The 13,282-nt window shown below is 71.1% G+C and carries 10 protein-coding genes and 1 pseudogene; 5 read left to right on the top strand and 6 right to left on the bottom strand.

The features are described 5' to 3' along the window. Window positions 1-97: 97 nt before the first annotated feature. Window positions 98-1,324: an ArsB/NhaD family transporter gene (locus EV384_RS24405; RefSeq protein ID WP_130336824.1), complete on the top strand. Its 1,227-nt coding sequence runs from the start codon at window positions 98-100 to the stop codon at window positions 1,322-1,324. Here EV384_RS24405 and EV384_RS24410 read toward each other — a convergent pair. Continuing rightward, window positions 1,314-1,733, bottom strand: coding sequence for a hypothetical protein (locus tag EV384_RS24410; RefSeq protein ID WP_130336826.1), 420 nt, complete (start codon window positions 1,731-1,733; stop codon window positions 1,314-1,316). The genes EV384_RS24405 and EV384_RS24410 overlap by 11 nt on opposite strands. A 348-nt stretch (window positions 1,734-2,081) precedes the next feature. On the opposite strand from EV384_RS24410, the gene EV384_RS24415 reads away from it, so the two are divergent. Then, the gene (locus EV384_RS24415; protein WP_130336828.1) at window positions 2,082-2,792 is read left to right on the top strand and encodes an MBL fold metallo-hydrolase; all 711 of its coding nucleotides are present in this window, start codon (window positions 2,082-2,084) and stop codon (window positions 2,790-2,792) included. A 111-nt stretch (window positions 2,793-2,903) separates the two neighbouring features. Here the strand turns inward: EV384_RS24415 and EV384_RS24420 are convergent, their stop codons facing one another. After that, on the bottom strand, window positions 2,904-3,464 hold the full coding sequence (locus EV384_RS24420; protein WP_130336830.1) for a hypothetical protein: 561 nt from the start codon (window positions 3,462-3,464) through the stop codon (window positions 2,904-2,906). Between the two features lie 291 nt (window positions 3,465-3,755). Here EV384_RS24420 and EV384_RS24425 point away from each other — a divergent pair, with 291 nt between their 5' ends. After that, entirely contained in the window at window positions 3,756-4,373 is a 618-nt protein-coding gene (locus EV384_RS24425) for a dihydrofolate reductase family protein (protein ID WP_130336832.1), read from the top strand. Window positions 4,374-4,826: 453 nt separating this feature from the next. On the opposite strand, the pseudogene EV384_RS24430 reads toward EV384_RS24425, so the two are convergent. Both EV384_RS24430 and EV384_RS24435 read right to left on the bottom strand, forming a co-directional pair. After that, a pseudogene (locus tag EV384_RS24430) lies at window positions 4,827-4,919 on the bottom strand (NUDIX hydrolase); the annotation flags it as partial. Window positions 4,920-4,967: 48 nt separating this feature from the next. After that, window positions 4,968-6,620, bottom strand: coding sequence for a glycoside hydrolase family 10-like protein (locus EV384_RS24435; RefSeq protein ID WP_130336834.1), 1,653 nt, complete (start codon window positions 6,618-6,620; stop codon window positions 4,968-4,970). Window positions 6,621-6,896: 276 nt separating this feature from the next. Between EV384_RS24435 and EV384_RS24440 the strand changes: the two genes are divergently transcribed. Continuing rightward, a complete protein-coding gene (locus EV384_RS24440) occupies window positions 6,897-8,105 on the top strand; it encodes a D-alanyl-D-alanine carboxypeptidase family protein (RefSeq protein WP_130336836.1) in 1,209 nt (402 codons plus the stop codon). 631 nt (window positions 8,106-8,736) lie between these two features. Continuing rightward, window positions 8,737-10,590, top strand: a complete 1,854-nt coding sequence (locus EV384_RS24445; protein WP_207232451.1) for a GH39 family glycosyl hydrolase — start codon at window positions 8,737-8,739, stop codon at window positions 10,588-10,590. A 163-nt stretch (window positions 10,591-10,753) separates the two neighbouring features. Here the strand turns inward: EV384_RS24445 and EV384_RS24450 are convergent, their stop codons facing one another. Together EV384_RS24450 and EV384_RS24455 are read right to left on the bottom strand one after the other, a co-directional pair. Next, window positions 10,754-12,322, bottom strand: a complete 1,569-nt coding sequence (locus EV384_RS24450) for a glucoamylase family protein (RefSeq protein WP_130336838.1) — start codon at window positions 12,320-12,322, stop codon at window positions 10,754-10,756. A gap of 52 nt (window positions 12,323-12,374) precedes the next feature. After that, complete coding sequence (locus tag EV384_RS24455) at window positions 12,375-13,280, bottom strand: carbohydrate ABC transporter permease (protein ID WP_130336840.1); 906 nt, start codon at window positions 13,278-13,280, stop codon at window positions 12,375-12,377. Between the last annotated feature and the right edge of the window lie 2 nt (window positions 13,281-13,282).

A 13,282-nucleotide genomic window follows, 5' to 3' on the forward strand; every position in this document is an offset into this window, starting at 1 on the left:
TATGGACACTCATCGTCAATCCGTGGACACCCTCGGCAGTCGGCCGGGCCGCGTCGGGCGCCGTCCGCGAGCCGGGCGTATGCGAGGATCATGTGTCGTGGAGACTGTCGGCGAGCCGCCGTCCGCCGCGCCGGACCGATCCCGCTGGGGCCGGCTGCACGTACTGGACTGGATCGCGATCGGGCTCGCCGTCGCCGGGGTGCTCTGCGTCCTCACCGGACTCCTCCCCCGCCCGGACGCCGAGGCCACCGTACGCCGGATCGTGCCGATCCTGATCTTCATCGGCACCGTGGTGGTGCTGGCCGAGCTGACCGCCGTGGCCGGGGTCTTCGACGCCCTCGCCGCCCGGGTGGCGATCGCCGCCCGGGGCAGCTACCGGGCGCTGTTCTGGCTCTGCGTCGCCTTCGCGTCGGTCACCACCATCGCGCTCAACCTGGACACCACCGCGGTGCTGCTCACCCCGGTGATGATCGCTCTGGCCCGCAAGCTCGGCGTGCCGCCGACGCCGCTGGCGATGACCACGGTCTGGCTGGCCAACACGGCGAGCCTGCTGCTGCCGGTGTCCAACCTGACCAACATCCTGGCCAGCGTCCGGATCGGGCTGGACCCGCTGCCGTGGGCCGCCCGGCTGTGGTGGCCGCAGCTGGTGGCCATCGTCATCACCATGCTGCTGCTCTGGTGGTGGTACTGGCGGCCGGCCCGGGCCGGCGCGGACCCATTCGTCCCGCCGCCCCCGCACGTGCCGCCCGACCCGGTGCTCTACCGCACCGCGCTGGGTGCCTGCCTGCTCTTCATCGCCGGCATCCTGGCCGGCGTCGAGATCGGACTCGCCTCCGGGGTGGCCGCCGCGATCCTGGTGGCCGGCTTCGCGATCCGGGCGCGGCACAGCCTGCGCCCGGCCCTGATCCCGTGGCGGCTGCTGGTCTTCATCATCGGGCTGTTCCTGGTGGTGCAGACCATCGGCCGGCACGGACTGGACACGGTGATGGGCGCGCTGATCGGCGGCGACCCGGGCGCCGAGGGGGCCTTGCGGGCCGGCGGCGTCGGCGCCCTCTTCGCCAACGTGGTCAACAACCTGCCCGCGTACGTCGCCGGCGAGGCGGTCATCGCGCCGGCCAACCACACCCAGCTGCTGGCCCTGCTGATCGGCACGAACGTCGGCCCCCTCGCGACGCCGTGGGCCTCGCTGGCCACCCTGATCTGGTACGAGCGCTGCCGCGCCGCCGGGGTCGCGGTGCCGCTGGGCCGCTTCGTCGCCACCAGCGCCGCCCTCGCCGCGCTGGCCACCGCCGCCACCGTCGCCGCCCTCCTGCTCACCCCGTAGCCAGCCGCCGCGCCTGCAGCTTCGGCCACCCACCCCGCCGCCGCGTCTTCCACGCGAGAAACGCCACCGCCAGCAGGGCCAGTAGCATCAGCAGGACCGGCACGAATGCGGGTACCACATAGGCGCGCGTCTGGTTGGCGACAACAGCCTGGCGGCGCGCGGACCGCGGAATGGTCACTTCCCACTCGAAGTTCGGGTCCGGATCCACCGTGAGCACCTGCCACTGCCGGCCGACGTCCACGCCGTGGACCGGTCCGGAAACGGCGCGGCCAGCGCGGGTCCACTGCCCCACGCACCGGCTGTGCCGCTGCTCCTGCCGGTCATAGGTGACATAGCAGTGGTCCACCGTCGCCCGCACCGAGTCGCCCGGCACCATGCCCGCGAGGTAACCCACCACCGCCACGGCCACCAGGGCACCCCCGACGACCGCCCGCCTGAATGACATCGCGCTCCCTCATCTACCGGCGGTGACGCCGATCATTGCCGGGCCCGCCGGCGCCACCGACAGCACGGCCGGGCGCTGAGGGTCCACGCCAACAGTAGGTGTCCGGCGCGCATCTGTGGAGGTGCGGTCGTCACGATCCGGCCTAGCCCGCACGCCCGCGGGACAGCGCAGCCATCGGCGGCCCTGCCGTCACCTGCTCTCGGTTCAAGGCGCTTCAGGTATCGACGGTACCGTCCATTGATCACCTGCTGTCTCGGTGCCCGACGTTCTCGCCAGACAGAGACCGACGGCGATGCCCGGTAGACTCGGCCGATGGCGAGATCTGCTGCGGTTCCGCTCGCTCCCGGGGTCTGGCGCATTCCCACCGTCGGCCGAGCCCTGGTCAACTCGTACGCCTTTGTCGGCGACGACGGCAGCGTCACGCTGGTCGACTGCGGGTTGAAACGGGCGCCGGCCCGGATCGTGCGCGGGTTGGCGGCCATCGGAAAGACCCCGGCCGACGTGACCGGGATCGTGCTGACCCATGCCCACCCGGACCACGCCGGTGGGGCCGCCGAACTGTCCCGGCGCACCGGCGCCCCGGTCGCCGCGCACACCGCCGATGTGCCGTACGCCGAATCCGGGCAGGTGCCGCCCCACGACCCGACGATCACGGCGGGACGGTTCCTCGCCCGGCTGGCCGGAGGCCGGTTCCCGGCCGTCGAGGTCGCCTGCCCACTGGCCGATGGCGACGTGCTGGCCGTCGGCGGTGGCCTGCGGGTGCTGCACACCCCCGGGCACTCCCCGGGGCACGTGTCGCTGTTGCACGAACCGACCCGGGTGCTGGTCACCGGCGACGCGCTCTTCAACGTGGCCGGGGTCCGCTGGCCGGTGAAGTCCTTCTGCACGGATTTCCGGATGACCCAGCGCACGGCTCATGTACTGGGCGAACTGGACTACGACGTGGCCGCCTTCACCCACGGCCCCGAAATCACGAACCGCGCCCGCGAGCAAGTCCGGGCCTTCCTCTCCCGTCTGCGCTGACCCGCACCCCACGCCGCTGGGCTTGTACTGCGAGGCCCATCCGTGGTCGTGCAGATGGTCGGTGCGGGCAGCGGTGGCAATTTGCCCCGCTCGGCCCTCCGCAGCCCTGGTTCAACGCGATGCGGCCCCGTCGCTCCCCATCTCGCTCGTGTGGCCGAAGCCGTTCGACCCAGTGTCGTCAGCAACCGCGTTAGCGCGAGGCGCCGCGGCGGGGGGTGGCACGAGGAACTGCCACGCTTCTATCGAGCCCGACACCAGGAACCAGACCGACAGACCGCCGACAAGATAGACACCGGTCTTCTCCGGCAGTGCGGCTGCCCCGGTGAGAGCCACGTAGCACACCAGCGAGATCGCGGAGAGCCGAAACTCCAGACGGTCGAACGGCGTGGGCTCGTCCGTTCGCGAATATGCGATCCAGTAGGACACGAGCATCACGAGGCCTCCAGCACCCACGACCGCCGAAGCGAGTCGCCAGGGATGGCTCGGCATCAAGATGACCAAACTGATTACTAGCGGTGTGGCGAACTCTGCGAGGGTGAACAGCGCGATGAAGTGTCGGAGGGTGTTGGTCCGCCAGGCGTCAGACTTGAGCTGGAAGACCAAGAACGCGATTGTCATCAGTGCCGTCGAGACACCCGCCATAGCTGAAAAGAAGCTGGTCCAGACGTCCATGGCTGACGCCCCCACTCCTTCTTAAACTACCGACCTGGTGGCGCGTACCACTGTAGACACCCTGCGCGAGCCGCAAGGGCTCGGAGTTGACTGCGATCAGGAGGACCAGGAGGTCACCGTTGCGATGACCCTCATTTTCGAGGTCCGCCATCTTCAAACGGACGGCCCGCACCGGGGAGGCGTCCTCTAGGCTTGGCTGCAGCCGATCCAGATGCGACCGATGAAGTTGATCGGGCCTGCGTCGTCTTGGTGGATGACGGAAACGTTCAGCGACTGAGTTGGAGAAGCATCATGAGGAAGATCAGCGCGGGACTGTTCATCGCGCTCGACGGCGTCGTCGAGGCGCCCGATCAGTGGCACTTCCCGTACTACAACGAGGAGATGGGCGCTGCCGTGGACGCCACCCTCGGCAGGGCCGACACGATGCTGTTCGGTCGCAGGACCTACGACAGCTTCGCCGGGGCGTGGCCCGAGCGGGAAGCGGCCGGCGGGGAGGACGCCCCGTTCGCCAAAAAGCTCGGCGACGCCCGCAAGATCGTGGTGTCGAACCAGCAGCTCAAGTTCGTCTGGCGAAACTCCGAGCAGCTGCAGGGCGACCTCATCGAGGCCGTCACCGCGTTGAAGAACGAAACCGCTGACGGCACCATCGGCATGAGCGGCTCGGTCTCCGTCGTCCGCCAGCTGCTGGCCGCGGGGCTGCTGGACGAGCTGCACCTGCTGGTGCATCCGATCGCCGTCCGCAAGGGCATGCGGCTGTTCGACGAGGGCGAGCCCCCGATCCCGCTCACCCTGATCTCGTCGCAGACCTTCAAGACCGGGGTCCTGAACCTCGTCTACTCCCCCGCCGAGTCGGTCGGCAACGCCAGCTATGAGGACGCCAAAGTCCACCTTCCCCAGCACGAACAGTAGAACCCGGGCCCCGCGCTCCCGCGCGCAGGTAGGTCGCCCCGCCCGTGCGCCACCAGCTCAGGTGCCGGTACCCGGATCTCGACCCTGCTGCGCCGTCAGGTCCGGCCGTCAGAGATCGGCGTTCAGCCGGACTGCGGGTAGCCGATGCCTGCGGTGCAGCTGTCGGTGCGAAAGCGACGATGACCTCGTCCGAGCCGAGCCTCCAGCGGCCGTCAGTCAGCACGCTCACCGCACCCACCCGAGGAAGCGTCAATGCAGCGCGCCTGCCGGGAGCCAGGTCAGGTCCGCCGAGGCGCGTACCAGTTGCGCGCCCATGTAGAGGGCGAGCGACACCGACGCGCCGTCGAACTCCGCGCGCAGCTCCCGCTGCCGGGTCCGGCACGGCCAGGGCGCGTCCCTCCTACAGCTCGCCCCGCGCCTGCCGGACGAGCACCTCCAGCACCGCGATACGGCGTAGCCGCCGGGCAACTCCCAGACCCATCGGTCGAAGACGAACCGATACCGCCGCATCAGCAACAGGTGCTCTCGTTTGTCCAGCACCGCCACATGCGACCATCCATCAAGGACAGGCTGAAGTCGAAGTGCGCGGATCCCTTACTGCGCGGCGACGGACATCCGCGCGCTGAGTTGGCCCTCGTTCCCGCTGCGATCCAGTCCGGACACGCAGTAGGAGAGCGGGCGGTCAGCCGGGGCGGTGGGGTCGACCCAACCGGTACCCCGGGTGGTGCCGATGAGCCGGGCCGCGTTGCCGTCCACGCGGTAGACGGCGAAGCTCGCGGCGCCGTCCCCGCGCCAGGTCAGCACCACCCCGCCGGCGTCCTCGCGCCGCGCGCCGGTGACCGCGGGTGCGGCCGGCGGCGCCGCTGGTAGCTGCGCCATCGCGGGCACCAGCGCCGGGCCGGCGTAGTGCGCCCCGCTGTACCGGCTGACCGCCCCGAGCTTGTCGGCGCGCACCTGCCTGGCGCTGAAGTGCACGCTCCCGCTCACCCCGTGCCGCCGGTTGAGGGCGAGCTGGCGGTCCAGCTCGGCCGGATCGCGCCAGGCGCCGCGCTCGCCCACCCGATAGTCGGCCTGGCCGATGTAGAGCTGCACCCGGGTGCCCCTCACCGTGGCCGCCCACCACGGCAGCAACTTGGCGTAGTCGGCCTTGCCGAACCCGATGTGCCAGTACAGCTGCGGCACGACGTAGTCCAGCCACTGCTCCCGGACCCAGAGTCGGGTGTCGGCGTAGATGTCGTCGTAGCTCTGCAGACCCGCGGTCGCCGAGCCGGCCGGGTCGGTGCGCTTGTTGCGCCAGATGCCGAACGGGCTGATGCCGAACTTCACCCACGGCTTGACCGCCTTGATCCGCTCGCTCATCTCGCGGACCAGCGTGTTCACGTTGTCCCGGCGCCAGGCGTGCTTGTCCGCGAACCGCCGGCCGTACCGGGCGAACGCCGCGCCGTCCGGGAAGTCCTGCCCGGCCTCCGGGTACGGGTAGAAGAAGTCGTCGAAATGGACCCCGTCGACGTCGTACCGCTGGACCGCCTCCAGCATCGAGTCCTCGACGAACTTGCGCGCCTCGGGGACGCCCGGGTTGAAGTAGAGGCGGCTGCCTGGGCGGTCGGCGCTGGGATAGGTCACCACCCAGTCGCGGTGCCACCGCAGCGGGTGTGTCGGCGCGAGCTGGTCCAGCCTGGGGCCGGGCCCGCCCACCGTGGCCGGCTGCCCGCCCCGGTACGGGTTGAACCAGGCATGGAACTCCAGGTTGCGGGCGTGCGCCTCGGCGACCATGAACTCCATCGGGTCCCAGCCCGGGTCGCGGCCGTCGCGTCGCCCGGTCAGCCACTCCGACCACGGCGCGTACCTGGACGGCCAGAGCGCGTCCCCGCTCGGCCGCACGTGCACGAAGACCGCGTTGTGGTTCCGCCGCACGGCCAGGTCCAGCCAGCCCCGGAACTCCGCCCGCACCGTGTCGGCCGGCAGTCCGCGCCGGCTCGGCCAGTCGATGTTGTTCACCGTCGTGATCCACATGCCGCGCAGCTCGCGGGGCGCCCGGGCCGGCCGGCCGGCGCAGCTGGGGGTGCCGCCCGCCGCGCCGAAGGCGGCCGCGTGGCCCGGCTCCGGTGCACCACGGTCGCCAACAACGCGATCCCGCTGCGACCAGGCGCCGACCCCGACCGCCACGGCGAGCGCGGCGACCACCGCGACGAGCGCCTGGGTACGACGGCGGTGGGCGGGGGGAGCGGGCGGAGCGGCGGCGGGCATTGGCCCAGTCTGCCCAATGCTGCCCTCGGGGTGAACCAGTTAGACCGTTACTTAACGGTCAGATAAGGCCTGCCACCAACGCTGTGTGACGTCAGCTGAAGCCTCGCCCTCGATGACACCGGCGCGGCGCGGCGCATCAGGAAGCTCGCGCGCCTGGTCGTTTGCACCCTTACCGCCCGAGATGACGCCGCCAGTGTGTCTTCTCCTCGCCGTCACCGCGGCGGGCTTTCTCCAATCGGACCGCGCCAGCCTTGCTGAGGATTACCGTACGTTAACGTGACCATCATTCGGGTTACCGCCCTCACGCTCAGCGCCATCCTGGTTCCGCCCGCTATCGCGGTCGCGCCACCAACGCGGGCGGCAGCCGCGCCGTACGTGCCATGCCCGGCCGTGAAGCCGCCGGTGCCCCCGCCTGCCATACCGTCTTCGCCTCCGGTCGACCCCGCCCAGGGGGCAGTCGGGGGGCAGGCGCTGGCGACGTCAGGACTGGCCATTCCTGCGGACGCGCCGATGGCGCCGGCTGTGACCGCCACCTCGTGGCTCGTGGCGGACCTCACCAGTGGTGAGGTTCTCGGCGGGTGCGGCTCCCACGAGCACCGAACGCCAGCCAGTGTGCAGAAGCTGCTGCTGGCGGCCGCCCTGATGCCCCGCCTCGATCCGGCCCAGGTCGTCGAGGTGACCAGGGCGGATCTGCACGATCTCGATCCGGCCAGTTCGCTGATGGGGGTGGCCGAGGGTGGCCGGTACTCGATCGAGAGCCTATGGCTGGGGCTCCTCCTCAGATCGGGGAACGACGCGGCCAACGTGCTGGCTCGCGTCGGCGGTGGCAACGCCGGTAGGCAGGGCGGAGTGCAGGCGATGAACGACGAAGCGCGCCGGCTGCGCGCGAACCAGACCCACGCTGCGACCCCCTCGGGCCTGGACGGCCCCGGTCAATACACCAGCGCATACGACCTCGCGCTGATCGCGCGGGCCACCTTCGCCCGGGAAGACTTTCGGCGGTACATCGCGACCAGGGTGGCGCAGATACCGGCACGGCCGGGAACGCCGGGGTTCGAGATCACCCACGACAACACGCTGCTGGGCATATACCCCGGAACGCTCGGTGGGAAGACGGGCTTCACCGACCTGGCTCGGCAAACGTACGTCGGCGTGGCCGAACGCAACGGCCGACGGCTCGCGGTGACCCTGCTCGGAGCCGAGACCGCGCCGCTGGGGAGTTTCGGAGAGGCGGCAGCGCTGCTCAACTGGGGCTTCGCTCTTCCTCCCGACGCGTCCGTCGGCCGCCTGGTCGCGCCCGAAGAAAAGAAGTACGACCGTCCCGTAGTCCCGGTCAAAGGCGAGCCCCATGGTCGGGCAGAGGAACCGTCATCGTTCTCGTTGCCCACCGGGCTCGGGCTCGGCGCTGCCCTCGTACTGGCCGTTCTGATCCTGGCGGCTCCGTGGTGGCGCACAGGTGCGCGGCGACGAGCTCGCCAACGGTAGGGACGTGGAGGCGGAGGAGGAGTTCCAAGCGGCACGCGCGCCATCAGGTCGCCACGGCCGTCGCGGGGATGTAACGCAGACCGGCCGGCGGCTGAGGGGAGCGCGACGGCCCGCGAAGTTCGGGATGCACGGCGGCGCAGAGCGGGTGCGGTCGATCGGGCCTCGGGCGGGCGCACGAGCGACGGCATGACGGGGCCGCCGCGGCCAGGGGCGTCACTTGGCGTAGTAGAAGTCCGAGGCCTCCCCCGGCCCGCGCCGGCGCCTTGATCTTCAGCGGCTGCCCGTGACCGAGCGAGCAGGTCGGTTGGCATGGCTGAGACCGGGTGGCAGATTTCAGGCGGGGCATGTGGGCCGTCCGCTGCCCGGGCTCTGAACGGCGTCGCCGGGCCTGGTGGCGTACCCGTCGGTCCGTCCATCCGCGACGGTGGCAGTCGGACGTGTCGGCTGCTGAGCTGAGGTCTCCGATGCGCGGCCGCGATCGGCCCGAGGCGTCCCGGTGGCGTCGCGAGCCGGCTCCCACGTCGCGTCGGACATGCCGGTCCGGACATCGATCACCAGCACCGCTCGAACTCGGTGCGGTAACCGGTTACAGTGCTCGGACCGGACCAACCGTGAGGCCTGGAGGTGCCCGGTGACGAACGTCAACGACCAGCAGCCGTCCGGCGCTCGATCCGATTGGGAGGCCCGGATCGCCCGGCGCAGCGACGACGGCGGCGTACGACCAGCACCGGAGCTGCCGCCGCCGGCCGGGCTGACCGCCCGCGAGGGCGTCGGCCACGTCCGCCTCTCCTGGCAGCCGGTGGACGGCGCCGTGGGCTACCTGGTGCACCGCGCCCCATTGGGCGACGGGACACCCGACGGCGGGTTCACCCCGGTCGACCACCTCGGCGGTGACGTCCTCGCCGTGCCCGACACCTGGCACGTCGACACCACCGGCGAGCCTGGCCGGCGATACGCCTACGCGGTCGCCTCGGTGCCGGAGGTGACACGCACCGGAACGCTGAGCGAGCCGGTGCCGGCCACGGCCCGGCCCGTCGGCGACGAGCCGCCCACGGTGTCGCTGCGGCTGGACGCCGCGGCCGACGGGTCGGCCCTGCACCGGCCGTGGCGGCCGATGATCGGCAGTGAGCGGCTGTCCCAGCTGCTGTGCCGGGACACCTCGGGCGGCCGGGAGATCGGCATGGAACTGCTGGCCGCGCTGCGCCGGGTGCACGACGAGATCGGTGTCGACGCCGTCCGCGCGCACGCGATCCTGCACGACGACCTCGGTGTCTACCGCGAGGTGGACGGGCAGCCGGGGTACGACTTCAGCCGCGTCGACGAGGTCTACGACCTGCTCCTGTCGGTGGGGCTGCGACCGGTGGTCGAGATCGGATTCATGCCTCGTGAGCTGGCCAGCGACCCCGAGCGCACGGTGTTCGGCTACCGGGGTGTCATCTCCCCGCCCCGGGACTGGGACCGCTGGGCCGACCTGGTGCGCGCCCTGGTCGCCCACCTGCTCGACCGCTACGGCGAGCAGGTGCTCGGCTGGGACTTCGAGGTGTGGAACGAGGCGAACCTGGAGGTGTTCTGGTCGGGCACCCGGGAGGAGTGGATGAAGCTGTACGACGTAACGGCCCGCGCCGTCAAGGACGTCGACCCGCGCATCCCGGTCGGCGGGCCGTCCTCGGCGGCGGCCGGCTGGGTCGACGCGCTGCTGGAACATGCCGCCGCCTCTGGCGCTCCGGTGGACTTCGTCTCCACCCACACCTACGGCAGTCCCCCGCTGGACCTGCGGCCCACCCTGGCCCGGCTGGGCGTGCCGGACGCGCGGATCCTGTGGACCGAATGGGGGGTGACTCCCACCCACTTCCACCCGGTCAACGACGGCGCCTCCGCCGCGGCGTTCCTGCTCACCGGGATGCGGTCGGCGGCCGGTCGGGTCGACGCGCTGTCCTACTGGGTGGCCAGCGACCACTTCGAGGAACTCGGCCGGCCGCCCCGCCTGCTGCACGGCGGCTTCGGGCTGATCACCGTCGGGGGAATCGCCAAGCCGCGCTACCACGCGCTGTGGATGCTCGCCCAGCTCGGCGACACCGAACTGCCGGTCACCGCCGACGGGGACGGCGCAGGGGGCCTGGTGCAGACCTGGGCCAGCCGGCGCGACGACGGCAGCCTGGCGATCCTGGTGTGGAACAGCACCCTCGACCAGTCCAAGCGCGACGGAGCCGCGTCGCTGGCCCGGCGGGTCCGGCTGACCGTCGACGGGGCCGCCGGCCGGCCGGCGATGGTCACCCGGCTCGACCGTGAGCACGGCGACGTCACCACCCTCGCACAGCGGCTCGGGGTCGGCGACTGGCCCACCGACGAGCAGTGGGAGGCGCTGCGCGCCGCCGACGCCCTGCCGGCGGAGAAGGTGCAGCCGGCCGGCGACGGCGTTGCCTGCGTCATCGATCTGGCGCTGCCGCAACCCGGCGTGGTCCTGGTCGAGCTCGCCGGGGCCTGACCGGGAAAGCGCCACCCCTCGGGCCGACGCCGTCGGAGCCACGTCACCGTGGGCTGGAACCCGGCGCCGGAGGCCGTCGGCTACCTGGTGTGCCGGGCCGACGGGCGTCGTCGGCCCCGGCTGCCCGCGGCCGGAGCCGGCGAGGCTCCGGCCGCGAACCCCGCTACTGCTCGGCTGGTACGGAGAACTCCTCGATCCGCATCACCGGGTGCAGGAACCGCTCAGCACCGCCGCGGGTGAACTCCTTCCGCAGGATGTCGCCGCCGTACAGGTTGCCGAGCGCGGCCATGATCATGCCCTGGTCGAGCGCCAGGTACCGCTTTGCTACCGTGCCGCTGCGTACGGCAATCGAGTCGTAGAAGCCGCCGGGCCCGTAGCTGTCGAACTCGTTGCGCAGCCGCGTCAGCTCGGCCTGCGCATCGGCCGGCGCGTAGCGCATGGCGAGGAACACCGCGTGCGGGGTCACGACACCGTCGCCGTACGCGGCGGGCAGCGGCTGAGCGGGGCGATCGGGGCAGCCCGCGAAGCCGTAGTCGACGCTGGTGCGCTCTTCATCGCTCGCGTAGCCGTTGGTGTCGAGCCCCATGGCGTCCACTCCGTACTCGCGGTAGCCACCCTGGGGATCCGAGGCCGGCGAGAAGCCCCAGTGGCCGTACCTCGCGTCGTTCATCCCGTGCTCGATCTGGCCGCGCACGTAGACCGGGTGGTTCCGGGCCCAACTGTCCGGGCCCCACTGCTCCTCGGGCACGAACATGTCCGGCATGAGCGCCTCGAACATGTCACCGCCCCAGGTGGGCACGAACTGCAGGCCCCGGTAGCGGTAGGCGCCCTCGAAGACCGGCACGTCCAGGTACTCCCGCCACTCGCCGACCGGACGCATCTCCTGCCAGGACCAGTCGCAGGTGTCGGGGAAGGTCCGCCAGGGCGCGAAGTAGTGGGCGGGCGGCACCTGGCCGAGCGCGATCGCCACGTAGCTGATCATCCGGGTCTCGCTGTTGAACGCCCCGTACGTGTGGCAGGTGTAGTAGACGTCCGGACCGCGGTGCTCGTAGTTGCCCTTGGTCGAGCAGCCGGGGGGCGGCTCGACCCAGAAGCCGCCGCGCATCAGCCCGGCCGGCACATCCGGCCCGCGCGCCTGCGAGTCGTAGTAGAAGCCGAAGTCCATGGCGCCGAGCAGTGGGTCGGACTTGTGGCGCAGTTGCGGCACCCCGTTGTGCACGATCATCAGGGCGGCGGCGAGCCAGGCGTTGTCGACGCTGGACACGAAGGGATAGACGGTCGAGCCGTTCTCCGGCCAGGTCCGGAGCAGTTGCAGGGTGGCTGGGTCGTACCAGTTGTAGAACATGCCGGAGTCGGGGTGCCGCTCCAACCGGGCGAGCGAGTCGAGTGCGCGCGAGATGCGCTGCACCTGCTCCTGCTCTCCGATGACGTGCAGCTTGCGGGCGGTGATCGCCGACCAGATGTACGCACCGATGTTGGTGGGCGAGGTGTAACGGGCACGACTCGCCGGCGCGAGGGCGCCACCGATGTTGTCGGCGGGCAGCCCGGTCTGCGGGTCCGTCATCGCGGCCATCGATCGCCACGTGTCGGTGGACCACGCGGTGATGGTGGACGGCGTGACGGCCGACGCCGGGAGGCCGGTCGATGGCGCCGCGGCGGCGCTGGCCGCGCCGGACGCGGCGAGGGTGAGCGAGAGTGCCGCCGCCAGGGCGGCACGGTAGGGACGGATCATTGGCTACCTCCGGAGGTCGATGGTTCCGGGTCGTCACGCCACCGTCGGCCGGCTATTTCAGGCCGGTGGTGGCGATGCCGCGGACGAAGTGCCGCTGCAGCAGGAGGAAGACGATCAGCACGGGCAGCACCACCACCACGGAACCGGCGAGCAGCAGCCCGAACTTGGTCTCGTTCTGGCCCACGCTGAACAGGGCGAGGGCGACCGGAAGGGTGTACTTGTCCTCGGTCGTGGCCACCACGAGGGGCCACAGGAAGCTGTTCCAGAAGGTGAGGAAGCTGAGGATGCCCAGTGCGGCGAGCGCCGGGCGGCACAGCGGCAGGACGACGCGGAGGAAGATACGGAGCTCGCCGGCGCCGTCCACCCTTGCGGACTCGATCAGCTCGTCCGGGATGGACAGCATGAACTGGCGCATGAGGAACGCACCCAGCGCCCAGGCCAGGAAGGGCAGCACCAGGCCGGCGTAGGTGTTGGTCAGGCCCATGTTGGCGACCAGCACGAACAACGGGACGAAGGTCACCATGCCGGGGACCATCACCGACCCCAGGACCAGACCGAACAGCGCGCGGCGGCCCGGAAAGCGCAGCTTGGCCAGGGCATAGCCGACCGCCGAGCAGAACATCAGATTGCCGAGGGTGATCAGGCCGGCGACGATCGCCGAGTTCAGGAAGTACGTCGGGAAGTTCAGCCTGGCGAACAGGTCACGGAAGTTGCCGAGCGTCGGGTCGTGCGGCCACCAGGTCGGTGGGACGAGCCGGATCTCGCTCTCCGGCTTCAACGACGACAGCAGCATCCAGACGAACGGGCCGACCATGGCGAGCAGCCCGATCACCAGCAGAACGTGCAGGACGATGGTGGCGGCCCGGTCCCGAGGGCGCCGCGCCGTACGCCGTCCGGCTGCCTGAGGGGCCTCGGGTGAACGTTCCCGCCGACCGGTCGCGGTCACCGGTGTCGACATCG

Origin of the sequence: Micromonospora kangleipakensis, assembly GCF_004217615.1 — a bacterium.
Classification (GTDB): Bacteria; Actinomycetota; Actinomycetes; order Mycobacteriales; family Micromonosporaceae; genus Micromonospora; species Micromonospora kangleipakensis.